The organism is Pseudaquabacterium rugosum, from assembly GCF_038066575.1.
Classification (GTDB): Bacteria; Pseudomonadota; Gammaproteobacteria; order Burkholderiales; family Burkholderiaceae_C; genus Pseudaquabacterium; species Pseudaquabacterium rugosum.
Map to the genome: position 1 here is coordinate 66,870 of NZ_JBBUTF010000007.1, position 22,796 is coordinate 89,665.

The 22,796-nt window shown below is 72.2% G+C and carries 15 protein-coding genes; 6 read left to right on the top strand and 9 right to left on the bottom strand.

The window, feature by feature from the left end; translation table 11 throughout:
* Positions 1–159 precede the first annotated feature (159 nt).
* On the top strand, positions 160–2,097 hold the full coding sequence (locus AACH11_RS09100) for a hypothetical protein (protein WP_341373898.1): 1,938 nt from the start codon (positions 160–162) through the stop codon (positions 2,095–2,097).
* 106 nt (positions 2,098–2,203) lie between these two features.
* Here the strand turns inward: AACH11_RS09100 and AACH11_RS09105 are convergent, their stop codons facing one another.
* From AACH11_RS09105 to lptF, 5 genes are all read right to left on the bottom strand, one after another.
* The gene (locus tag AACH11_RS09105; protein ID WP_341373899.1) at positions 2,204–3,367 is read right to left on the bottom strand and encodes a pyridoxal phosphate-dependent aminotransferase; all 1,164 of its coding nucleotides are present in this window, start codon (positions 3,365–3,367) and stop codon (positions 2,204–2,206) included.
* A 138-nt stretch (positions 3,368–3,505) separates the two neighbouring features.
* Positions 3,506–4,552, bottom strand: coding sequence for a CysB family HTH-type transcriptional regulator (locus AACH11_RS09110; RefSeq protein WP_341373900.1), 1,047 nt, complete (start codon positions 4,550–4,552; stop codon positions 3,506–3,508).
* 87 nt (positions 4,553–4,639) lie between these two features.
* Positions 4,640–5,095: a sirohydrochlorin chelatase gene (locus tag AACH11_RS09115; protein WP_341373901.1), complete on the bottom strand. Its 456-nt coding sequence runs from the start codon at positions 5,093–5,095 to the stop codon at positions 4,640–4,642.
* A gap of 90 nt (positions 5,096–5,185) precedes the next feature.
* A complete protein-coding gene (gene lptG, locus AACH11_RS09120; RefSeq protein WP_341373902.1) occupies positions 5,186–6,304 on the bottom strand; it encodes an LPS export ABC transporter permease LptG in 1,119 nt (372 codons plus the stop codon).
* Complete coding sequence (gene lptF, locus AACH11_RS09125) at positions 6,301–7,419, bottom strand: LPS export ABC transporter permease LptF (protein ID WP_341373903.1); 1,119 nt, start codon at positions 7,417–7,419, stop codon at positions 6,301–6,303. The genes lptG and lptF overlap by 4 nt, the downstream gene beginning before the upstream one ends.
* Between lptF and AACH11_RS09130 the strand changes: the two genes are divergently transcribed.
* The 3 genes from AACH11_RS09130 to AACH11_RS09140 all read left to right on the top strand — a co-directional run bounded on the left by AACH11_RS09130 (position 7,418) and on the right by AACH11_RS09140 (position 11,193).
* A complete protein-coding gene (locus AACH11_RS09130) occupies positions 7,418–9,013 on the top strand; it encodes a leucyl aminopeptidase (RefSeq protein WP_423228713.1) in 1,596 nt (531 codons plus the stop codon). The genes lptF and AACH11_RS09130 overlap by 2 nt on opposite strands.
* 2 nt (positions 9,014–9,015) lie before the next feature.
* Complete coding sequence (locus AACH11_RS09135) at positions 9,016–9,588, top strand: DNA polymerase III subunit chi (RefSeq protein WP_341374083.1); 573 nt, start codon at positions 9,016–9,018, stop codon at positions 9,586–9,588.
* Positions 9,589–10,062: 474 nt separating this feature from the next.
* Positions 10,063–11,193: a branched-chain amino acid ABC transporter substrate-binding protein gene (locus tag AACH11_RS09140; RefSeq protein ID WP_341373904.1), complete on the top strand. Its 1,131-nt coding sequence runs from the start codon at positions 10,063–10,065 to the stop codon at positions 11,191–11,193.
* A gap of 108 nt (positions 11,194–11,301) precedes the next feature.
* On the opposite strand, the gene malQ is transcribed toward AACH11_RS09140, so the two are convergent.
* The 4 genes from malQ to AACH11_RS09160 form a co-directional block, all read right to left on the bottom strand.
* Positions 11,302–12,798 carry a 4-alpha-glucanotransferase gene (malQ, locus tag AACH11_RS09145; RefSeq protein WP_341373905.1) on the bottom strand — a complete coding sequence of 499 codons (1,497 nt, stop codon included), beginning with the start codon at positions 12,796–12,798 and terminating at the stop codon, positions 11,302–11,304.
* Between the two features lie 151 nt (positions 12,799–12,949).
* Positions 12,950–15,118 (bottom strand): glycogen debranching protein GlgX, encoded by a 2,169-nt coding sequence (glgX, locus tag AACH11_RS09150; RefSeq protein ID WP_341373906.1) that lies wholly within the window; start codon positions 15,116–15,118, stop codon positions 12,950–12,952.
* Positions 15,106–17,334 carry a 1,4-alpha-glucan branching protein GlgB gene (glgB, locus tag AACH11_RS09155; RefSeq protein ID WP_341373907.1) on the bottom strand — a complete coding sequence of 743 codons (2,229 nt, stop codon included), beginning with the start codon at positions 17,332–17,334 and terminating at the stop codon, positions 15,106–15,108. The genes glgX and glgB overlap by 13 nt, the downstream gene beginning before the upstream one ends.
* A gap of 27 nt (positions 17,335–17,361) precedes the next feature.
* A complete protein-coding gene (locus tag AACH11_RS09160) occupies positions 17,362–19,791 on the bottom strand; it encodes a glycogen/starch/alpha-glucan phosphorylase (RefSeq protein WP_341373908.1) in 2,430 nt (809 codons plus the stop codon).
* A 174-nt stretch (positions 19,792–19,965) separates the two neighbouring features.
* Here AACH11_RS09160 and glgC point away from each other — a divergent pair, with 174 nt between their 5' ends.
* Both glgC and glgA read left to right on the top strand, forming a co-directional pair.
* Positions 19,966–21,243, top strand: coding sequence for a glucose-1-phosphate adenylyltransferase (gene glgC, locus AACH11_RS09165; protein ID WP_341373909.1), 1,278 nt, complete (start codon positions 19,966–19,968; stop codon positions 21,241–21,243).
* 53 nt (positions 21,244–21,296) lie between these two features.
* Positions 21,297–22,751 (top strand): glycogen synthase GlgA, encoded by a 1,455-nt coding sequence (glgA, locus tag AACH11_RS09170; RefSeq protein WP_423228720.1) that lies wholly within the window; start codon positions 21,297–21,299, stop codon positions 22,749–22,751.
* Positions 22,752–22,796 lie beyond the last annotated feature (45 nt).

Genomic DNA, 22,796 nt, shown 5'->3' on the forward strand with positions numbered 1-22,796 from the left:
CGCCTGAAGCCCGCCAGTGCCGGGCTTTTCTTGTGCCTGCTGCTTGCCTTCGGCCCAGCTTCTGCGGTCGAGGTCTCGCGCGCTGCCGCGCCTGTGCCCGATCCGGCGGCCACCGGTCTGCGGACTGCCGCCGGATCCGGTGACGTCCAGTTGCAGGAGATGCGCCAGGCGCTTGAGCGCCAGCGCCAGGAGGTGGGCCAGTTGCAGGCCCAGCTGGGTTCCGCGCAGCGGGCTTCGACCTGGATCCCCGTGTTGCTGGTGGGTCTGCTGGGTACGGCGGCCCTGGCGATCTGGCTCGGTCTGCGGGCACGCGCTCTGCATCGTGAGCTGACGGCGGCCCAGGCCGGCATCCCGGCGACCACCGGTACGCTGACGCGCGAGCCCTCGACATCCGGTGGTGGCTGGAACACCGCCTCGGGCGGTGAACAGGTCGGGCCGGGCAGCACGTCGGCGGCCGGCACGATCGGCCTGCGAGCCGTCGGTGGTGCCCGGTTGAGTGACGAGCGGGTGTCCGGTTTCGGTGGCATGTCGCCGTTGTCGGGTACCGCTCGGGGTCTGGTGCCCGGTGTGCGGCCGCAGCCAGCGGGTGCGCCGGCCCATGCCCGTGACGCCGAGCCGACCTCGCCCGCCGTCGCGCTGGTCGAGCGTGGTGGTGCGTTGCGCGAAGCCGCCGACCGTGGCGATTCGACGCTGATCACCGGCGTGCCGCCGCGCGAGGTCTCGGTCGAGGAGTTGATGGACCTGGAACAGCAGGTCGACTTCTTCATGGTGCTTGGTCAGCAGGAGGCGGCGGTCGATCTGCTGGTGGGGCACATCCGCAACACCGGGGGAACCAGTCCGGTGGCCTACCTGAAGCTGCTGGAGATCTATTCCGCGCTCGGTCAGGCCGAGGGCTACGAGCGCACCCGTTCGCGTTTCACGAAGCGCTTCGCCGCCCAGGTGCCGGAGTGGGGTCAGCCGCTGGATGAAGGGCGTGCCCTGGACGGTCACCCCGGCGTGCTCGACCGGCTCCAGCTGCTGTGGCCGCGTCCGGTCGAGGCCTTGCGCGAGCTCGAGCGGATGTTGCGGTTGAGTGCGGGTACCGCGCTGTACGAACTGCCGGCTTTCCGTGAGCTGGTGCTGCTGCACGGTGTCGTCACCGACCTGATCGGTCACCCTCTGGTCGAGCGGGTGCAGGACATCGACATCCTGCTGCCCATCGGCGAGCCTGAGCGCGCCGCCACCTCCGCCGTGCCGTCCGGCGGGGTCTGGGCCGCGTTGCGCGGTACCGAGTCTCCGCGGACAAGCCGGGCGGCCGCCCGCCGCGAGGAGCACGACGCCACGCGGCCCCACGTCGCGACGCCCTTGCCGGAGTCGGGATTCGGCCCCGCGGCCCGGCTGGACCTCGACCTGAGCGATTTCGGGCCGGCGCCGCGCGATTTCAGCGAAAGCTCATCCTTCACGCAGCCGGCGGCGTTCACCACCCATCCGCATCTGTTCCGTGAGAGCCGCGCCGCGGGCCTGTCCGGTCTGGCGCCCTTCGATGGCGATGCCGCAGGCGCACCGAGCTCCCGTCAGGGCGAGTTGTCGGCCTCGCGTCGGCCGGGTGAAGGGCCGGCGGATGCCGCGCATGCGGCGGCTTCCGCCAGGCGGGCGGCCGTGGTCGGCGCGGGGGCTGGCGTGGCGTTGGGTGATCTGGCGGCGATCGATCCGGAGGCGACGCTGGATCTGGCCATGGGCGGCGATCTGGGCGATTCGGCGAGCCGCCCCGCGCCGTTCGATGTCGATCCGATCGCGCCGGGCCGCTCGTCGGCCCGGGCGTCCCATGACGTCTTCGGCTCTGCCGGGGACTCGGGCGCGCTGCTGCCCTTGCCGACGCTCGATCTGGGCGATGACGCGCCGCTGGCTGACGCGCTGCACGCGGCCGCTGCCGGCACCTTGTCGCCGTCCGCGGCCTTGTTGCCGGCCGAGGCCGACGACGCGCCGTCGTCGGCGGCCGCCGTGGTCCTGGGCGATGCCGAGGATCCGCTCGAACTGCCCGATGATCTGGTGTTGCAGGTCGTCGGTGGCGGTGTGGCGCGGGTGGACGATCCGGCGGTCCGTCCCGCGGACAGCTGAGCCTGGGCGCCGGCTGACCAGCCAGCCAACTGGCCTGGCTGGCTGCCTGGCTGCCACATGCCGGCCGGCTGCCGATCGCCGGCCGGACCGCCGGCCGTGCGGCCCCTCAGAGCCTGGCCAGCCGGGTGAGCGCCTGTCGCAGTGTCTCGTCGCGTTTGGCGTAGCACAGGCGGGCCAGGCCCTGGTCCCGCCCGTCACGGTAGAAGGCCGACAGGGGGATCGCCGTGACGCCGATCTCGGTCGTCAGCCAACGGCAGAAATCAATCTCGCCCAGGCTGCTGACCGCGCTGTAGTCCACGCACTGGAAGTAGCTGCCTTCGCTCTGCAGCAGGCGCAGGCGCGTGTCGGCGAGGCCGGCGCGGAACAGATCGCGCTTGGCCTGGTAGAAGGCCGGCAGTTCGCGGTACGGCCGCGGGTCGGCCAGGTGGCGGGCCAGGCCGTGCTGCATCGGCGTGTTCACGGTGAACACGTTGAACTGGTGGACCTTGCGGAATTCGGCCGTCAGCGCGCTCGGCGCCGCGACGGTGCCGACCTTCCAGCCCGTGACATGGAAGGTCTTGCCGAAGCTGCTGACGACGAAGGCACGGGGGGCCAGGCCCGGATGGCCACTGGCGCTCAGGTGCGGCCGGCCGTCGTAGACCATGTGCTCGTAGACCTCGTCGCTGATCAGCAGCACCTCGGTGGGGGCCAGCAGGTCGGCCAGGCCGTCGAGCTCCGCCCGGGTCCAGACCGTGGCGCTCGGGTTGTGCGGGCTGTTGATGATCAGGGCACGGGTGCGCGGCGTGATCGCGCGTGCGATGGCCGCCAGATCGGGCCGGAAGTCGGGCATGGCCAGCGGCACCCGCACCGCCACGCCGCCGGCCAGCGCGATGTTGGGCACGTAGCTGTCGTAGCAGGGGTCGAGCACGATCACCTCGTCGCCCGGGTGCACGACAGCCAGGATGGCCGTGAGGATGGCCTGCGTGGCGCCGGCGGTGATGGTGATCTCGCGCTCGGCGTCGTAGCGCCGACCGTACAGCGCGGCGATCTTGTCGGCCACCGCCTGGCGCAGCGCCGGGATGCCGGCCATCGGCGGGTACTGGTTCAGCCCGTCGGCCATGGCCTGGCTGACCTGGGCCGGCAGGGCCGGATCGCAGTCGAAGTCCGGAAAGCCCTGGCCGAGGTTGACGGCGCCGTGCTCGGCGGCCAAGGCCGACATCACGGTGAAGATGGTGGTGCCGACCTCGGGCAGGCGACTGGTCAGGGTGGGGGTGTGCTCGGGGCGCATCATCGGGATGGGTGTGGAGCGGGCCGGCGGAAGTGGGCTGGCACGGGGTGAAGGGTCGTGACGGCGGGGGGCGATGCGCAGCGGTGCGTGGCGGGTGAGCCGGTGCGGGCCTGTCCCGGGCCTCCGGTCGGGGCGGTCAGCTTACAGCGCGTCGTCCGCGCCGCCGCGGCCCGAGGCGTGTTCAAGGGGTGGCGCGGCCAAGGCGCCCGAGGCCGCCGACGAGGCCGAGGACGACGGCGACGCCGCGGGTGCGGGATCGGGGCGATCGGCCATCGCACGTTCGATCATCGGTCGGCTCAGCCGCTCGGCATCGAGCAGCGCGGCGAAGGCGTAGACGTAATGGCGCAGGTAGGCGCCACGCTTGAAGGCCACGCGCGAGGTGTTGTGGCCGAACAGATGGCCGGCCGGCCGCCAGACCAGGCCGTCGGCCGGTGGATCGTCGCGCACCGCCAGCTCGCTGACGATGCCCACGCCCATGCCCAGGCGCACATAGGTCTTGATCACGTCGGCGTCGATGGCCTCGAGCGCGATGTCCGGCTGCAGCCGGGCGCGGGCGAAGGCGTCGTCGAGCCGGCTGCGGCCGGTGAAGGTCGGGTGGTAGGTGACCAGCGGCTCGGCGGCCAGCTGCGCCAGCGTCGGCCGTTCGACCGCGGCCAGCCGGTGCTCGGCCGGCATCACCAGCACGTGCTGCCAGCTGTGACAGGGCAGGCTGACCAGGCCCTCGGCCTCGCCCAGCATCTCGGTGGCCACGCCGATGTCGGCCACGTCCTCGGCCAGCATGCGGGCGACGTCGGCCGGCGTGCCCTGGTGCAGCACCACCTGCACCTTGGGGAACAGCCGGCGCAGCTGCGCCACCGGTTGCGGCAGGAAGTAGCGGGCCTGGGAATGGGTGGTGGCGATCGACAGCCGGCCGGCGTCCTGCTTGCCGTAGTCCTCGCCGATGCGCCGCAGGTTGCCCACCTCGCGCAGGATGATGTCGACCGCGCGCAGCACCAGCGCGCCAGGCTCGGTGACCCGCCGCAGGCGCTTGCCGTGGCGGGCGAAGATGTCGATGCCCAGCTCTTCCTCGAGTTCGAGGATGGCCTTGCTGACCCCGGGCTGCGACGTGTGCAGGGCCTTGGCCGTCTCGGTCAGGTTGAGGTCGCGGCGCACCGCCTCCTGCACGTAGCGCAGCTGCTGGAGGTTCATGGGCGGGGCTCCGGCCGGTCGGGGGTGGGCAAGGGGGCTGGGTGTCGGGTGGTCGGGTGTCGAGATCCGGCGGCTGCGCGCGGACGCTCAGCGGCGGCCGGCCTGCAGCGCGACATCGGCCATCGCGGCGACCACCGCCTCGGCCTGGCCGATGGCCGGCGCCAGGCGCCAGACGACCTGCGGATGCTGCTCGGCCAGGCGGGCCATCAGCAGCGGGATGTCCTTGCGCACATGGCCGCCGGCCCCGAGGAACAGCGGCACGATGTCGACCTCGCGGCAGCCGGCGGCGGCCAGCTGCTCGCCGGCACCGGGCAGGTCCGGGCTCATGAATTCCAGGAAGCCGAGTGCCACGGCCGGTGCATCGGGCTGCGCACGGCAGCGTGCGGCCACCGCCTCGAACGGGGCGGACCAGGCGGGATCGCGTGCGCCGTGGGCGAACAGCAGCAGACCGCGGGCGGTGGTCGCGGCCTGCGTGCCGTCGCCGACCGGAGCCGGAACCGGAGACGCAGCGGACGGGGCGGACGGGTGCGGGACGGGAGTCATCGGCGGTGGGCGATGGGGTGGGCGGAGGGCGGTTGACGGGGCCGGAGGCAGCAGGAGTCGGCGATGGCCCGGGCCGTGCCGGCGCGCGGATCAGCGGTAGCGCACCAGCCAGGCGAAGGCGGCCATCGACAGGCCCAGGTAGATCAGGCCGGGCATGGCCGCAGCGATCCACGGTGTCCAGCCGTTGAGCACGCCCAGATGGCCGCTGGCATTGTTGAGCAGCACGAAGCTGATGCCGAGCATGATGCCGCCGAAGACCTTGTAGCTGGTGCCGCCAGCGCGCGCGTGCAGATAGGCGAAGGGCAGGGCGAGGGCGACCATCACGATGCAGGCCAGCGGATAGAGCGCCTTCTTCCAGAACTGGATCTCGTGGCGCTGCACGGCCTGGTCCTGCCGTGCCAGGTGGCGCACGTAACGCCAGAGCTCGAAGGTGCCCATCGTCTTGAGCGGCAGCAGCGCGCCCGCGACCACGTCGCGGCCCAGGCCGCTGGGCCAGGCCAGTTGCGGCAGGCTGTCGCTGCGGATGCCGGCGCCTTCGCGCGCGGCCTGCGGCTGCGGCCATTCGACGACCACCGCCTGCTCCAGCTGCCAGGTGCCGCTCTCGTCGACGGTGGCGCGGGCGGCGGTGATGCTGCGCCGCAGCCGGCCGTCGGCGTCGGTCTGGTAGATGCGGATGCCGTCGAGGTGGCTGTCGTCGTCGGCGGCGGCGACGTGGACCGAGACCACCTGCTCGGGCTCGTCGGCGGTGGCGGGGCGGCGCTCGCGCAGCCAGGCGCCAGGGCCGCGCGCGGTGGCGTTGCGGCTGCCGGCCTCCTGCAGCACCGCCAGGCGCTCGGCCAGCGGCGCCACGTAGTCGCCGACGACGAAGGTCAGTGCCGCACCGATCAGGCCCGGCACCGCCAGCAGCCGCAGCGCGCGGCCCGGGCCGAGCCCGGCCGTGCGCAGGATGGTGAATTCGGACGACTGCGCCAGCCGGGCCATCGAATAGATGGTGCCGATCAGCATCGCGATCGGACTGAGCTCGTAGAAGTGGCCGGGCAGCTCCAGCAGCGCCTGGACGAAGGCGCTGCCGACGCCACGTCCGGCGCGGCTGGCGCGGTCGAGCTCGTCGACCACGTCGATGAAGAAGAACAGCGCCAGGAAGGCCACGGCCACGAAGGCCACCGACCAGCCGATGTCGCGGTAGAGCAGGCGGCGGACGGTTCTCATGCGGCCCCCGTCGCGGCGGTGGTGGTCGGCCGCTGGCGCCGCCATGGCCAGCGCAGGCCGTGGCCGCCCTGGTCCCGCCAGCGGATCAGGCCGAGCGCGCCGGCGGCCACCAGCCCGTGCAGCACCAGCAGCGCGGCCGCCAGCGAGAAGCGGCCCGAGGCCACCCAGGCCTGGCTCAGGTTGACCAGGTTGAAGTAGACGATGAAGGCCAGCAGCGCGAACAGCAGGTTCCAGTTGCTGGGCCGGCGCGGCGTGGTGGCCGCCAGGCCGATGCCCAGCAGCGCGAGGTTGACCGAGGCCGCCAGCATGCCGAAACGCCAGGCCAGCTCGCCGCGGTGGCGGCGGTCGTCGCTGCGCAGCAGCTCCAGCGTGTCCATCACCCGGGCGTCGCGCTCCTGTGCGCGGCGGGCGGCCTGGTCGCCGATGATCACCTCGTAGCGTTCGAAGCTGGCCACGGTGCGCCCGCCGTCGTCGGCGGTGGCGTTGCGTTGGCCCTGCTCCAGCCGCAGCAGGCGATCGTCACCTTCGGGCACGACCTGGCCGCGCAGCGCGGTGGTCAGCGATTCGCCGTGCGTGCCGCGGGCCAGCACGAACACATGGTGGCCGAGCACGCCCTGCTCGCTGGCCGAATCGACGAAGAACACGCGGCTGCCGTCGCGCGAGCTCTGGAACACGCCGGGCGAGACGCGCGAGAGGTCCGAGCGCTGCTCGTAGCGCTGGCGCAGTTCGTCACCGGCGCGCTTGGCCCAGGGCCAGACCACCAGCAGCATCGCGCCGGCGGCCAGCAGCACCGGCCAGGCCGTCCACAGCACCGGCCGCACGAAGCGCCGCAGCGTCAGGCCGGCGGCGAACCAGACCGCCATCTCGCTGTCGCGGTACATGCGCCCGAGCGTGACGATGATCGCCACGAACAGCGACAGCGCCAGCATCGTCGGCAGGTAGCCGAGGGCGAAATAGGCCAGCAGCAGGGCCACGTCCTGAGGTGCCACGTTGCCGCTGGCGGCCATGCCGATCACGCGGATCAGCATCATCGTGATCACGATCGTCAGGATGACCACCAGGGTGGCGCCGAAGCTGCGACCCAGCTCTCGGCGCACGGATGAATCGAATAACATGAACCGTCACTTGTCCTTCTGCCCGATTATGGACTTCCGTACTCTCGTGCCCGGCGCTGCCGGTCCTGGCCGCGTCGCCGCCGATGCCCTGCTGCTGCTCGTGGCCGGTCCGTCTCTGCCCGAGGGGCTCGACCCCGCGCTGCAGGCGGCCGTGGCCGGTGCGCTCAAGCTGGGCGACCTGGAGTGCAAGCCGGGCCGTCAGCTGATGCTGCGCGGCGTCGCCGGCTTCAAGGCGCCGCGCGTGCTGGTGGTCATGCTGGGCGAGCCGGGGGCCGACGGCCGCATCGCCGCCAAGGCCCAGCGCCAGGCCGCCCAGGCCGCGCTGCAGACGCTCAAGGCGCTCGACGTCGCCGAGCTGGCCGTGCAGGTGGCGGGCACCGTGCCCACGCCGGCGCTGGCCCGCACGCTGGCGCTGTGCGCGCTGGAGGCCACCTACCAGTACCGGCTGACCAAGCCGAGTGCCGCGGCACCGGCCAAGCTGGCCCGCCTGAGCCTGCTGGCCGCCGACAAGACCGAGGCCGCGGCGCTGCAGGCCGCGCTCGACGAGGGCGCCGGCATCGGCGAAGGCATCGCGCTGGCGCGCGAGCTGGGCAACCGCCCCGGCAACCACTGCACGCCATCCGATCTGGCCGACGAGGCCCGCGCGCTGGGTCGCCAGGGTGCCAAGGCCGGTCTGAAGGTCGACGTGCTCGAACGCAAGCAGATCGAGGCCCTCGGCATGGGCAGCTTCCTGGCGGTGGCGCGTGGCTCCGAGGAGCCGCCGCGCTTCATCGTGCTGGACTACAAGGGCGGCGCGCGTGGCGAGGCCCCGCTGGTGCTGGTCGGCAAGGGCATCACCTTCGACTCCGGCGGCATCTCGATCAAGCCCGCGGGCGAGATGGACGAGATGAAGTTCGACATGTGCGGGGCGGCCAGCGTGCTGGGCACCTTCCGCGCGCTGCTGGCCCTGAAGCCTCGCCTCAACGTCGTCGGCCTGATTCCCGCCTGCGAGAACCTGCCGGACGGCCGCGCGCTCAAGCCGGGCGACGTGGTCACCAGCCTGTCGGGCACCACCATCGAGGTGCTCAACACCGATGCCGAGGGGCGTCTGATCCTGTGCGACGCACTGACCTACGCCGCGCGCTACAAGCCGCGCGCGGTGGTCGACATCGCGACGCTGACCGGTGCCTGCGTGATCGCGCTGGGTGCGGTGCGCTCGGGCCTGTTCAGTGCCGACGATGGCCTGGCCGCCGAACTGCTGGCCGCCGGTGAGGCGGCGCAGGATCTGGCCTGGCGCATGCCGCTGGATGACGACTATGACGAGGGGCTGAAGTCCAACTTCGCCGACGTGGCCAACGTGGCCGGCCGGGCTGCCGGCTCGGTGACGGCGGCGAAGTTCCTGCAGCGTTTCGCACGCGATCTGCGCTGGGCCCATCTGGACATCGCCGGCACCGCCTGGAAGGGCGGCGCGGCCAAGGGGTCCACCGGCCGTCCGGTCGGTCTGCTGGTGCAGTGGCTGCTCGGTCAGCAGGCCGAGCAGGCGGCCGCGCCGCGGCCGGCCGCCCGCACGGCGCGTGCGACGGGCAAGGCCTCGGCCGCGAAACGCGGCGCGTGAGCATGTCGGGCGAGGCCGACGGCCGGGTGCCGACGCCCGGCGCCACCGCGGTGGCCGGCCGGGACCCGCGGGCAGGCGCGCCGGGTACCGGTCGCGAGATCGAGTTCCACCTCGGCGTGGCCGACAAGTTCGACTACGCCTGCCGCCTGCTGCGCAAGATCCACGCGCGCCAGTTGCGCTGCGTGGTCATCGGTGACGCCCGCGCACTGACGCGGCTGGACGCGCAGTTGTGGAGTTTCGATCCGCAGTCCTTCCTGCCGCACATGCGCCTGCGCGCCGGCCAGGCCATCGATCCGGTGCTGGTCCGCACGCCGCTGTGGCTGGCCGACGAGGCGGCGGTCGCCGGCCCGGCCGACGTGCTGCTCAACCTCGGTCCGCAGCCGGCCGACCCGCAGACCCTGGCGCAGTGGGCGCGGGTGGTCGAGCTCGTCGGCGATGACGAGGCGGATCTGCAGGCCGCACGCCAGCGCTGGCGCCTGTACCGCCAGGCCGGCCATGCACCGCGTGACATGCGTCGGGACGCGGGCGCAGGCACGGGCCAGGGCGCTCCGGCGACCCCGTCGGCTGACGCCTGAGGTCGTCGGGCAGGCACGCAACGGTCCGCCGACGCCCGGTGGCCGCTCGCATCCGGCGAGATCGGCCGGCATGCGGTGCGTGCAAGGTGGCGGATCTCCGTCGATCGGCGCCTGATGTCCGACGGAATTCCGCCCTGTGACGGGGCGCCGGGCCCGGCGGGGCCGCAGCCGGACCCGGCCTTCGACATCAGGGGATGCCCCAGGGTGGGGCTGCACGCACCGGGCCGAGACCGTCGGCTGTCCTGGGGCGCCTCCGTGACAACCCTGATCCCCGTCACGGTGCATCGCGGCCGGACGGCGCAGGATCCCCGGATGACCGGCACGCGCTTTGCAAACGGGTCGCTCGCCCACAGGGAAACGCCCGAGCTGCCATGCCCTCGGGTCGGGCGTCAACGGGTGTATCGTCGCAGCCGTTGAGTCACCGCCAGTCTAGGCGGGCCCCTGTTCTCAACCCCCTCTCCCGGAGATCACTGAATGAAGACCAAGCTCAATCTCATCGTCGGTGCCGCAGCCCTGCTGTGGGCTGGCGCCGGCATGGCCCAGGAAGTCGTCGTCAAGATCGGCCACGTGGCCCCGACCTCGGGTGGTCAGGCCCACTACGGCAAGGACAACGAGAACGGCGCGCGTCTGGCGGTCGAGGACCTGAACGCCAAGGGCGTGACGGTCGGCGGCAAGAAGGTCAAGTTCGAGCTGGTCGCCGAAGACGATGCCGCCGATGCCAAGCAAGGCACGGCCGTGGCCCAGAAGCTGTGCGACATGAAGGTCGCCGCGGTCGTCGGTCACCTGAATTCGGGCGTCACCATCCCGGCCTCGAAGATCTACAGCGAGTGCGGCCTGCCGATGATCACCCCGTCGGCGACCAACCCCAAGCTGACGCAGAACGGCTACAAGAACATCTACCGCATCCTGGCCAACGACAACGCGCTGGGTGCCGGTCTGGCCTTCTACGCCTCGGGCACGCTGGGCGCCAAGACCGCGGCCGTGATCGACGACCGCACCGGCTACGGCCAGCCGCTGGCCGAGATCTTCAAGAAGACCGCCGAGGCCAAGGGCATCAAGATCGTCGCCCACGAGTACACCAACGACAAGGCCACGGACTTCACCGCCATCCTGACCTCCATCAAGTCCAAGAAGCCCGACGTGATCTTCTACGGCGGCATGGACCCGCAGGCCGGCCCGATGCTGCGCCAGATGGAACAGCTGGGCATGTCCAACGTCAAGTTCCTGGGCGGCGACGGCATCTGCACGACCGAGATCGTCAAGCTGTCGGGCGGCGCCAAGACCATCGAGAACGTGACCTGCGCCGAAGGCGGCGCGTCGATCCAAAAGATGCCGGGCGGCACCGCCTGGAAGGCCCGTTATGACGCCAAGTACCCGGGCCAGTTCCAGGTCTACAGCCCGTACTCGTACGACGCCACGATGGTGATCGCCGACGCCATGCAGCGCGCCGGCTCGACCGACCCGAAGGTCTTCGGTCCCGAGATCGCCAAGTCGAACTACAAGGGCGTGACCACCCAGGTCCAGTTCGACGGCTCGGGCGAGCTGAAGGTGCCGGCGATGACCTTCATCGTCTTCCGCGACGGCAAGAAGTCGCCGCTGAACTGATCTGTCAGGCGGCAGGGCCCGGCACGCAAGCCGGACTTGCCCGGCACGATGCACGAGGGGCCCCGCGGGGCCCCTTTTTTATGTCGTGCGTGACCGCGCGGTGCGATGTCAGTCCGCGTCGCGCCCGAACAGCCGCGTCATCTCGGCCAGGCGCTGGCCGTGCCAGCCGTGGACCTGGGACCAGTCGAAACGCCAGGCCCACCAGCCTTCGCCCTGGCCGGGCAGGTTCATGCGGGCCGAGCCGTCGAGCGTCAGCACGTCCTGCATCGGGTGGATGCAGGTGTCGGCCACGCTGGCGCTGGCCGCGCGCAGCATGGCCCAGGCGATGTCGTGGCCGTCGGTGGCCAGATAACTGCGCACATGATGGCGCTCGTGATCGCCGGCCCGCGACCACCAGCCCAAGGTCGTGTCGTTGTCGTGGGTGCCGGTGTAGACCACGCTGTCGGGGCTGTGGTGGTGCGGCAGGTAGACGTTGTCGGCGCCGCCGTCGAAGGCGAACTGCAGGATGCGCATGCCGGGGAAGTCCAGCGCCTGACGCAGGGCCACCACGTCGGGCGTCAGGATGCCGAGGTCCTCGGCGATCACCGGCAGCGCGCCGAGTGCGGCCTGGGCGGCATCGAACAGCGCGCGGCCGGGCCCCGGACGCCAGCGGCCGTGGATCGCGGTGGGCTCGTCGGCCGGGATTTCCCAGTAGTCGCAGAAGCCGCGGAAGTGGTCGATGCGCACGATGTCGACCTGCTCGAAGATGTGGCGCAGGCGGGCGATCCACCAGCGGTAGCCGTCGGCCGCATGGGCGCTCCAGCGGTACAGCGGATTGCCCCAGCGCTGGCCGGTGGCGCTGAAGTAGTCGGGTGGCACGCCGGCGATGACCGTCGGCTCGCCGGCGGCATCGAGTTCGAACAGCGCTGGCGCGGCCCAGACCTCGGCACTGTGGTGGGCGATGAAGATCGGTGCGTCGCCGACGATGCGCACGCCGCGGCTGCGCGCATGGGCGCGCAGTGCCTGCCACTGGCGGGCGAAGCACCACTGGACGAAGCGCCAGAAGGCGATGCGCGGGGCCAGGCGCTGGCGCGCCGCGGCCAGGGCGTCGGGCGCGCGCGCGGCGAGGGCGGCGGGCCACTGCGTCCAGCGCAGGCCCGGGTGCGCCTCGTCCAGCGCCATGAACAGCAGGTAATCGTCCAGCCAATGGGCCTGGCCCGCGGCCCAGTCGGCCAGCGCCTGCTGCTGCGTGGCATCGGCCTGACGCGCGAAGCGGGCGGCCGCCTGCTCCAGCCGTGCCATGCGCCAGGGCACGACACGGGCCCAGTCGACGCGGTGCGGGTCGCCACGCGGCGCGTCGGCCAGCTCGGCGCTGTCCAGCCAGCCGCGCTGCTGCAGCTCGCCCAGATCGATCAGCAGCGGGTTGCCGGCGCAGGCCGAGCCGCTCATGTAGGGCGAGTGGCCGGGGCCGATCGGCCCCAGTGGCAGGATCTGCCAGAGGCGCTGGCCGGCCACGCCCAGCCAGTCGATGAAGTGGCGGGCCTCGGGGCCGAGATCGCCGCTGCCGTGCGGGCCGGGCAGCGAGGTCGGGTGCAGCAGGATGCCGCTGGCGCGGGGCAGTCGCATGGGCGGGTTCCGTTCGGGGCAGGAGGATGGCGGGGCGGGGCCGGGCCACCGGAGTGGCGCGGGGCGGCAGATGGGTCAGCGAGCCTCAGCGAGCCTCAGGGAAGGTCAGCGCGCGTCAGGATCGGCCTGTTCCGGTCGCGAGCGCCGGGCATCAGGCCGTGCCATCGCACAGGGCCCGCAGGCAGCGGCCGGCCGAACCGTCGAGCACCAGCACGCTGCGTGCCGGCAGGCGGATCGTGGCCGCATGCAGCCCGCCGGAGGGCTGCACCGCGCTGCTGTCGAGCAGCAGCTGCCAGGCGCGATCGGCGGCATCCGAGGCGGGCAGCGCGAAATCCGCGTCCTGTGGCTCGGCATTGAACAGCAGCAGCAGCGGGCTGGCCGCGCCGCCGGTCGCGCCGACGAGCGCACCCAGCACCCGGCTGGCCGGCTGGCGCCAGTCCCCGTCGCCCAGGCTGCCGCCGCCGCGCCGCAGCCAGCCCAGGTCGGGCCGGCCGTGCGCATCGGCCACGCCGGTGTACCAGTCGGCGCGCAGCGGCTGCACGACGCGGCGCAGGCGCAGCAGCGCGGCGCTGAAGTCGGCCAGCGCGTGGTCGGCCTGCGCCCAGTCGATCCAGGTGGTCGCGTTGTCCTGGCAATAGGGGTTGTTGTTGCCGCCCTGGCTGTGGCCGAGCTCGTCGCCGGCGGCCAGCATCGGCGTGCCCTGGGCCAGCGCCAGCGTGGCCAGCAGCGCGCGCTGCAGCCGCGCGCGCAGGGCCAGCACCTCGGGATCGTCGGTAGCGCCCTCGTGGCCGCAGTTCCAGCTCAGGTTGTGGCCGTGGCCGTCGCGGTTGTGCTCGCCGTTGGCCGCGTTGTGGCGCTGGTCGAAGCTGACCAGATCGCGCAGCGTGAAGCCGTCGTGCGAGACCACGTAGTTGACCGATTCCAGCGGGCTGCGGCCGCGGGCCTGGAAGCGCCCGGCCGAGCCGGCCAGCACATGGGCGAAGGCGCCGCGGTCGGTCGCCCCGCCGAGCCAGAAGGCGCGCAGCGTGTCGCGGCAGCCGTCGTTCCACTCGCGCCAGCCGCGCGGGAAGGCGCCGACCTGCCAGCCGTCGGGGCCGATGTCCCAGGGCTCGGCGATCATCAGACCGGACAGCCAGACCGGCCGCAGCACCGGGTCCTGGGCCAGCGCGCGGAAGAAGGGGCCGTCGCGCTCGAAGCCCTGGTCGCCGCGGGCCAGCACTGGCGCCAGGTCGAAGCGGAAGCCGTCGACGTGCATCTCCTGCACCCAGAAGCGCAGGCTGTCGAGCACCAGCTGCAGCGGGCCGGCGCGCCGCAGGTCGAGCGCGTTGCCGGTGCCCGTCGGGTTCTCGTAGCTGGCCGGCCGCTCCGGCGGCAGGCGGTAGCTGCCGGCGTTGTCCAGGCCGCGCCAGCACAGCGTGGGGCCGTGCTCGTCGCTCTCGGCCGTGTGGTTGTAGACCACGTCCAGCACCACCTCCAGGCCGGCGCGGTGCAGCGCGCGCACCATCGCGCGGAACTCGTCGCGCGCGTGCGCCGGATCGGCCGCCAGCGTCGGCTCGGGGCAGAAGAAGCCGAGGGTGTTGTAGCCCCAGTAGTTGCTCAGGCCCAGGTCGGCCAGGCGGGCCTCGTCGAGCTTGTGCTGCACCGGCAGCAGGCTCAGCGTGGTCACGCCCAGGCGCTGGAGCCAGGCGATGCTGGCCGGATGGGCCAGGCCGGCGTAGGTGCCCCGCAGTTCGGGCGGCAGGGCCTCGTTCAGGCGGCTGAAGCCGCGCACGTGCAGCTCGTAGATCACGCGCTGGCGCGGGTCGATGGCCGGCGGGGTGTCGTCCTGCCAGTCGAAGCCGTCGCCTGCGCCCTCGGCGACGACGCGGCACTTCAGCGCGGTGGCGGCGTTGTCGCGTGGATCGGGCTGCAGCGGGTGCGCCACGTCGTGGCCCATGTGCTCGGGGCCGTGGTCGAAGCGGCCGACGATCTGCCGCGCCCAGGGGTCGAGCAGCAGCTTGCGCGGGTTGTGGCGCTGGCCGCGCTCGGGCCGCCAGGGGCCGTGGGCGCGCAGGCCGTAGAGCAGGCCGGGGCCGGCGGGCAGGCCGCGTTCGGCGAGGGCGTCCGCCGCCAGGCGGCCGTGCCAGACGTCCTCGGTGCGGGCGGGCAGGCGGGCGCGCCAAGCCTCGCGCGCATCGGCGCGCTCGAACAGGCACAGCTCGATGGCCTGCGCATGGCGGGCATGGACGGCGATGTTCAGGTGCTGGCCGTCCCAGTGCACGCCCAGCGGCCAGGGCCGGCCGGGCTGCAGGGGCAGTGTGCCGGGGCTCAGGCCGTCCATGTCCAGAACACGGTGGCCAAGGGCGGCAGATCGATCAGCAGCGACTGTGCGCGGCCGTGCGCCGGCACGTCCTGGCTGCGGGCCTCGCCCAGCGGCGTGCCCAGGTCACTGCCGCCGTAGGCCGCGGCATCGGTGTTCAGCGCCTCGCGCCAGCGTCCGGCGCGCGGCACGCCCACGCGCCAGCCCTGGCGCGGCACCGGCGTGAAGTTGCAGACCACCAGCACCGGCGCCGTGCCGGGCCGGCCGTGGCGCACGAAGGCGAGCACGCTGTGCGCGTCGTCGTCGTGGCTGATCCATTCGAAGCCCTCGGGGCTGCAGTCGCGTTGGTGCAGGGCGGGCTCGGCGCGCAGCAGGTGGTTGAGGTCGCGCACCAGGGCCTGCATGCCGCGGTGGGCCGGGGCGTCGGGGCCGTGGTCGAGCAGATGCCAGTCCAGGCTGCGCGCTTCCGACCATTCCCGTTGTTGGGCGAACTCGCCGCCCATGAACAGCAGCTTCTTGCCCGGATGGCCCCACATGAAGCCCAGGTAGCTCCTCAGGTTGGCGAACTGCTGCCAGCGGTCGCCCGGCATCTTGCCCAGCAGCGAGCCCTTGCCGTGCACCACCTCGTCGTGCGAGAGCGGCAGCACGAACTGCTCGCTGAACGCGTAGACCAGGCCGAAGCTCAACGCCCCGTGATGGTGCCGCCGGTGCACCGGGTCGTGCGCCATGTAGTGCAGCGTGTCGTGCATCCAGCCCATGTTCCACTTGTAGTGGAAGCCCAGGCCACCGGCGTTCGTCGGTCGCGAGACATCGGGAAACGCGGTCGATTCCTCGGCCACGGTGATGGCCTGCGGCCGCTCGGCGCCCACCACCTCGTTCATGCGGCGCAGGAAGGCGATGGCCTCCAGGTTCTCGCGCCCGCCGTGCACGTTGGGGATCCACTGGCCGTCCGCGCGGCTGTAGTCGCGGTAGAGCATCGAGGCCACGGCATCGACGCGCAGGCCGTCGATGCCGTAGCGCTCCAGCCAGTACAGCGCGTTGCCGACCAGCAGGTTGCGCACCTCGGTGCGGCCCAGGTTGTAGATGGCGGTGTGCCAGTCGGGGTGGTAGCCCTCGCGCGGGTCGGCGTATTCGTAGAGGTGGCTGCCGTCGAAGCGGGCCAGGCCGTGGTCGTCGAGCGGGAAATGCGCCGGCACCCAGTCGAGGATGACGCCCAGACCGAGGGCATGGGCGCGCTCGACGAAGCGTTTCAGGCCCTGCGGATCACCGACGATGCGGCCGTCGGCCTGCGGCCGGCTGTGGCGTGCGGTGGGGGCGTGCAGGCCGAGCGTCTGGTAGCCCCAGGAGCCGTCGAACGGGTGCTCGCTGACCGGCATCAGCTCGACGTGGGTGAAGCCCATGTCCGCGCAATAGGGCAGCAGCTGCGCGGCCAGCTCGTCCCAGCTCAGCCAGCGGTCGCCGTCCTCGGGGATGCGGCGCCAGGACGCGGCATGGACCTCGTAGATGCTGATCGGTGCATCGACCGCGTTGGCGGCGCGGCGTGCGGCGTCGGGCGCCACCGCCGCGGGCAGCGGCGCGGTGACGCTGGCGGTGGCCGGGCGCAGCTCGGCGGCGCGGGCCATCGGATCGGCCTTGTGCGGCAGCCGCTGGCCCTGCGCATCGAGCAGCTCGAACTTGTAGCGCTCGCCCAGGCCGAGGCCGGGCACGAACAGCTCCCAGACGCCGCAGTCGCGGCGCAGGCGCATCGGATGGCAGCGGCCGTCCCAGCCGTTGAAGTCGCCGATCACGCTCACGCGCGAGGCGTTCGGCGCCCAGACGGCGAAGCCGGTGCCGGCCACGCCCTCGTGCACGCCGGTGTGGGCGCCCAGCACGCTCCAGGGCCGCAGATGCGTGCCTTCGGCCAGCAGCCAGATGTCGAGCTCGCCCAGCAGCGGGCCCAGGCGATACGGGTCGTCGAGCGTGCGCTGCGTGCCATCGGCCTGGTGCACGCGCAGCCGGTAGCCGCGTTCGCCGGTGGGCAGGGCGACCGGGCCGTCGAACACGCCGTCGGGATGCACCCGCAGCAGCTCGCCCAGGCCACGGTCATCGTGCGCGCCCAGCACCTGCACGGCCCGTGCGCCGGGCAGGAAGGCCCGCACCCAGGCCTGGTCGTCGGCGTCGCGGTGCAGGCCCAGGACGGCGAAAGGGTCGCCGTGGCGGCCCTGGCGGATCAGCTCGATCTCGTGTGGCGACAGCATGCGGCCGACTGTATCCGGCGGTCGCGATCAGGCCTGACCGGCCACGCGCCAGATGCGCTCGGCGTATTCACGGATGGTGCGGTCGGACGAGAAGCCGCCCATGCCGGCGACGTTGAGCACCGCCTTGTGCGACCAGGCCTCGGCATCGCGGTAGAGCGCATCGACGCGCGCCTGGGCGGCGACATAGGCGGCGAAGTCGGCCAGCAGCAGGTAGTGGTCGCCGCCCCACAGCAGGCTGTCGATCAGGCCGCGATAACGCGCAGGTTCGTCGGGGTTGAAGGCGCCGGCGGCGATGCTGTCGAGCACCGCCTGGAGCGCCGGATCGCCGTCGGCGATGCGCATCGGCTGGTAGCCGGCCGCGCGCAGGGCCGTCACCTCGTGGGTCAGCTGGCCGAAGATGAAGATGTTGTCGTCGCCGACGGCCTGGCGGATCTCGATGTTGGCGCCGTCGTCGGTGCCGATGGTCAGCGCGCCGTTGAGCGCCAGCTTCATGTTGCCGGTGCCCGAGGCCTCGGTGCCGGCCGTCGAGATCTGCTCGGACAGATCGGCCGCCGGCATGATGGTCTCGGCCACCGAGACGCCGTAGTTCGGGATGAAGACCAGCTTGAGCCTGTCGCCCACGCGCGGGTCGCGGTTGATGACGGCGCCCACGTCGTGGATCAGGCGGATGATGGACTTGGCCGTGTGGTAGCTGCTGGCGGCCTTGCCGGCGAAGACCACCACGCGCGGCACCACCGGTGCGTCCGGGTTGGCCAGGATGGCCTGGTAGCGGTGCACCACCTGCAGCACGTTGAGCAGCTGGCGCTTGTACTCGTGGATGCGCTTGACCTGGACGTCGAACAGGCTGTCGGGGCTGACGACCACGCCGGTCGTGCGCTCGATCAGCGCGGCCAGGCGCTGCTTGTTGGCCCGCTTGATGGCGCGGAACTCGGCGCGGAAGGCGGCGTCCTCGGCCAGCGGCTTCAGGCGCTGCAGCTGCATCAGGTCGCGCCGCCAGCCGGTGCCGATGCGCGCGTCCAGCAGCGCCGACAGCCCTGGATTGGCCTGCGCCAGCCAGCGCCGCGGCGTGATGCCGTTGGTCATGTTGGTGAAGCGGTCCGGCCACAGAACGGTGAAGTCCTTGAAGATGGTCTCCACCAGCAGGTCCGAGTGCAGCTTCGAGACGCCGTTGACCGTGTGGCTGCCGACGATCGACAGGTTGGCCATGCGCACGCGGCGCTCGCCGGTCTCGTCGATCAGCGAGAGCCGGCGCATGAAGTCGACGTCGCCCGGCCGGGTGGCCTGGGCCAGCGCCATCAGCTCGGCGTTGATGCGGAAGATGATCTCCAGATGGCGCGGCAGCACCTGCTGCATCAGGCTCACCGGCCAGGTCTCCAGCGCCTCGGGCATCAGCGTGTGGTTGGTGTAGCTGAAGGTGCGGCGGGTGATGTCCCAGGCCGCGGCCCAGGACACGCCGTGCTCGTCGACCAGCAGCCGCATCAGTTCGGCCACGCCGATGGCCGGATGGGTGTCATTGAGGTGGATGGCGACCTTGTCGGCCAGGTTGCTCAGCCGGCCGTGCTCGGCCCGGTGGCGGGCGACGATGTCCTGGATGCTGGCGCTGGTGAAGAAGTACTCCTGCTTCAGGCGCAGCTCGCGGCCGGCGGGCGTGGAGTCGTTCGGGTAGAGCACCCAGGAGATGTTCTCGAACTGGTTCTTGAACTCGGCCGCGCGGGCGTAGTCGCCGCTGTTGAAGGCGGCCAGGTCGATGTGGGCCGGGGCGGCGGCCTTCCACAGCCGCAGCGTGCTCACGCGCTCGGTGCCGTGGCCGGGGATCACGTGGTCGTAGGCCTTGGCCGAGACCTCGCCGGCATGGCGCCAGACGGGCTGCGCATCGGGCGACTCGGGCCGCTCGACCCAACCGCCGAAGCGCACCGGGTAGTGCACGTCGGGCCGTGGGAATTCCCACGGCGTGCCGTCCTCCAGCCAGGGATCCGGCTGCTCGACCTGGCGGCCGCCGACGATGCGCTGCGCGAACATGCCGAACTCGTAGCGGATGCCGTAGCCGTAGCTGGGCAGGCCCAGCGCGGCCATGCTGTCGAGGAAGCAGGCCGCCAGCCGGCCCAGGCCGCCGTTGCCGAGCGCGGCGTCGGGCTCGCGGCTCTCGATGTCCTCCAGCTGGCGTGCGTGCGAGCCCACGCTGCCCTCGGCGGCCTCGTTCAGGCCGAGCGCGTCGAGCGCGTTGCCCAGGCTGCGGCCGATCAGGAACTCCATCGACAGGTAGCAGACGCGGCGCGCCTTGAGCGCGCGGTCGCTGGCGTCGGTGGCCACCCAACGGCGCGAGAGCTCGGCCCGTGCGGCCTGCGAGACGGCGGTCATCAGCGCCAGCGGTCCCGCGTCCGCGGGGGCGACCCCGACGGTGTGCAGCAGATGGCGTTCGACACGGGCGGCCAGGGAATCGGACAGCGGAGCGTTCATCGCGTGCGGGACCCGTCACCGGGCCGGTGAGTCAGCGGAAAGTCAGGCTTTGCATTATTCATGCCTTCACGCATGGGCAAGGCTGCGGCCGCATGGCAGCATGCAGAATGAACCCGAGTCGTAACTGCCACCGTCCGGATTCGGTGGCACAGTGGTTGCAAAAGTGAGGAGACCATGAGCCACAACGCTTCTCTCGCACAGAGTTTCGACCTGCCCAAGCGCACCGTCGCGCTGGTGCTGGCCGGAGGCCGCGGCAGCCGCCTGAAGGCACTGACCGACCGCCGTGCCAAGCCCGCCGTCTACTTCGGCGGCAAGTTCCGCATCGTCGACTTCGCCCTCAGCAACTGCCTGAACTCCGGCATCCGCCGCATCGGCGTGATCACGCAGTACAAGAGCCACAGCCTGCTGCGCCACCTGCAGCGCGGCTGGGCCTTCCTGCGCAGCGACATGAACGAGTTCGTCGACCTGATGCCGGCCCAGCAGCGCATCGACGAGGAGAGCTGGTACCGCGGCACCGCCGACGCCGTCTACCAGAACCAGGACATCCTGGCCTCGTATGGCGCCGACTACATCGTGGTGCTGGCCGGCGACCACATCTACAAGATGAACTACGCGCTGATGCTGGCCGACCATGTCGCCCACGGGCGCGACTGCACGGTGGCCTGCATCGAGGTCTCGCGCGAGGAGGCCACCGCCTTCGGCGTGATGGCCGTCGACGAGCAGCGCCGCATCACCGACTTCATCGAGAAGCCGGCCGATCCGCCCGCCATGCCCGGCAAGCCCGGCCGCTCGCTGGCCAGCATGGGCATCTACATCTTCAACGCGCGCTACCTCTACAAGGAGCTGGAGCGCGACATGAACGACCCCGGCTCCAGCCACGACTTCGGCAAGGACATCATCCCGGCGGCCGTGCGCAACGGCGCCGCGGTGGCCCATCCCTTCGACATGAGCTGTGTCGGCGCCAAGTCCGGCGCGCCGTCCTACTGGCGCGACGTCGGCACGATCGACGCGTACTGGGATGCCAACATCGATCTCACGGCCACCGATCCCGAGCTCAACCTCTACGACAACCGCTGGCCGATCTGGACCTACCAGGCGCAGCTGCCGCCCGCCAAGTTCGTGCACAACGCCGAGGACCGGCGCGGGCTGGCCATCGAGTCGCTGGTCTCGGGCGGCTGCATCGTCTCCGGTGCGGTGTTCCGCAGCGTGCTGTTCTCCAGCGTGCGCGTGCACTCGCAGTCCAGCGTCAACTGGAGCGTGCTGCTGCCGGGCGTGCAGGTGGGCCGTGGCGCACGCCTCAACCGGGTGGTGGTCGATCGCGGCTGCGTGATCCCCGACGGCATGGTGATCGGCGAGAACGCCGAGGACGACGAGCAGCGTTTCTACCGCAGCGAGCGCGGCATCACGCTGGTCACGCGCACGATGCTGGCGGCCATCGGCGCTGGCGCATGAGTGCGGTGAGCGCGCGTCTCCTGCCGCGACCGGCGCTCGGTGGCCGCGCCGCGCTGCGCGTGCTGCATGTGGCCGCCGAGGTCTACCCGCTGGTCAAGACCGGCGGGCTGGCCGACGTGGTGGCGGCCTTGCCGCCGGCGCTGGCGGCCGCCGGTGCCGACGTGCGGCTGCTGCTGCCCGGCCTGCCGTCCATCATCGAGGCGGTGCAGGGGCTGCGGGCGGTGCTCGACATCGGCCCGTGCTGCGGCGCGCTGCGTGTGCGGGTGCTGGCCGGCCGGCTGCCGGGCGCCGGCCTGCCGGTCTACGTGATCGAGGCGCCGCAGCTGTGGCAGCGCGGCGGCAGCCCCTACCAGGCCAGCGATGGCAGCGAATGGCCGGACAACCTGCAGCGCTTCAGCCTGCTGGGCCTGATCGGCGCGCGGCTGGCCTCGGGTGAGGTCGACCCTGACTGGGTGCCCGACGTCGTGCATGCCCACGACTGGCATGCGGCCCTGGCCTGCGCCCACATGGCCGAGCACGTGCCCACCCGCGCGGCCAGCGTCTACACGGTGCACAACCTGGCCTTCCAGGGCCTGTTCCCGCTGCCCGACGCCTGGCAGACGGGGCTGGGCTCGCGCTGCTTCAGCCCGGCCGGCCTGGAGTTCCATGGCCAGTTCTCGTTCATGAAGGCCGGGCTGAAGTTCGCCGACAAGGTGACCACCGTCAGCCCGACCTATGCGCGCGAGATCGCCGGCCATGAGCATGGCTGCGGCCTGGACGGCGTGATCCGCGGCCGTGGCGGCGACGTGGTCGGCATCCTCAACGGCCTCGACGAGGCGGTCTGGAGCCCGGCGCGCGATGCGGCTCTGGACGCGCGTTATGACCTCGGCCGCATGGCCGGCAAGACGGCCTGCCGCCAGGCGCTGCAGCGCACGGCCGGCCTGGCCGTCGACGACCGGGCGCTGGTGCTGACGGTGGTCAGCCGGCTGACGGCACAGAAGGGCCTGGACCTGGTGCTGTCGGCGCTGCCGGCGCTGGTGGCCGCGGGCGTGCAGTTCGTCGTCCAGGGCACCGGTGATCCGGCGTTGGAGGCGGCCTTCCGCATGGCCCAGCAGGCCCATCCGGGCCGCGTGGCCGTGCACATCGGCTATGACGAGGCGCGTGCCCACCAGCTGATCGCCGGTGCCGACGTGATCGCCGTGCCCTCGCGCTTCGAGCCCTGCGGCCTGACCCAGATGTACGGCCTGCGCTACGGCACGCCACCGGTGGTGCGGCGCTGCGGCGGCCTGGCCGACACGGTCGACGATGGCGTCACCGGCTTCGTCTTCGACGCGGCCACGCCGGCCGCATTCGAGCAGGCGGTGCGGCGGGCCGCGGCGCTGCGGGCCGATGCCCCGCGCTGGGCCGCGATGCAGGCGGCCGGCATGGACCGTCCGCTGTCCTGGGAAGGGCCGGCGCGGGCCTACCTCGCGCTCTACGTGGAAGCGATCGAGGCGCGCGCGCAGCGGCCGCGGCGGGTGCTGGTCTGAGCGGCGGCGGCCGGGCGCCTCTGGAGGGCCCGGTCCGGCTCCTGG

Coding starts and splice junctions, on each gene's coding strand:
- AACH11_RS09105 (WP_341373899.1), bottom strand. CDS start 3,367: ATGATGCGCCCCGAGCACACCCCCACCCTGACCAGTCGCCTGCCCGAG.
- lptG (WP_341373902.1), bottom strand. CDS start 6,304: ATGAGAACCGTCCGCCGCCTGCTCTACCGCGACATCGGCTGGTCGGTG.
- lptF (WP_341373903.1), bottom strand. CDS start 7,419: ATGTTATTCGATTCATCCGTGCGCCGAGAGCTGGGTCGCAGCTTCGGC.
- AACH11_RS09130 (WP_423228713.1), top strand. CDS start 7,418: ATGAACCGTCACTTGTCCTTCTGCCCGATTATGGACTTCCGTACTCTC.
- malQ (WP_341373905.1), bottom strand. CDS start 12,798: ATGCGACTGCCCCGCGCCAGCGGCATCCTGCTGCACCCGACCTCGCTG.
- glgC (WP_341373909.1), top strand. CDS start 19,966: ATGAGCCACAACGCTTCTCTCGCACAGAGTTTCGACCTGCCCAAGCGC.
- glgX (WP_341373906.1), bottom strand. CDS start 15,118: ATGGACGGCCTGAGCCCCGGCACACTGCCCCTGCAGCCCGGCCGGCCC.
- AACH11_RS09135 (WP_341374083.1), top strand. CDS start 9,016: ATGTCGGGCGAGGCCGACGGCCGGGTGCCGACGCCCGGCGCCACCGCG.
- AACH11_RS09110 (WP_341373900.1), bottom strand. CDS start 4,552: ATGAACCTCCAGCAGCTGCGCTACGTGCAGGAGGCGGTGCGCCGCGAC.
- AACH11_RS09140 (WP_341373904.1), top strand. CDS start 10,063: ATGAAGACCAAGCTCAATCTCATCGTCGGTGCCGCAGCCCTGCTGTGG.
- AACH11_RS09160 (WP_341373908.1), bottom strand. CDS start 19,791: ATGAACGCTCCGCTGTCCGATTCCCTGGCCGCCCGTGTCGAACGCCAT.
- glgB (WP_341373907.1), bottom strand. CDS start 17,334: ATGCTGTCGCCACACGAGATCGAGCTGATCCGCCAGGGCCGCCACGGC.
- AACH11_RS09115 (WP_341373901.1), bottom strand. CDS start 5,095: ATGACTCCCGTCCCGCACCCGTCCGCCCCGTCCGCTGCGTCTCCGGTT.
- AACH11_RS09100 (WP_341373898.1), top strand. CDS start 160: ATGCGCCAGGCGCTTGAGCGCCAGCGCCAGGAGGTGGGCCAGTTGCAG.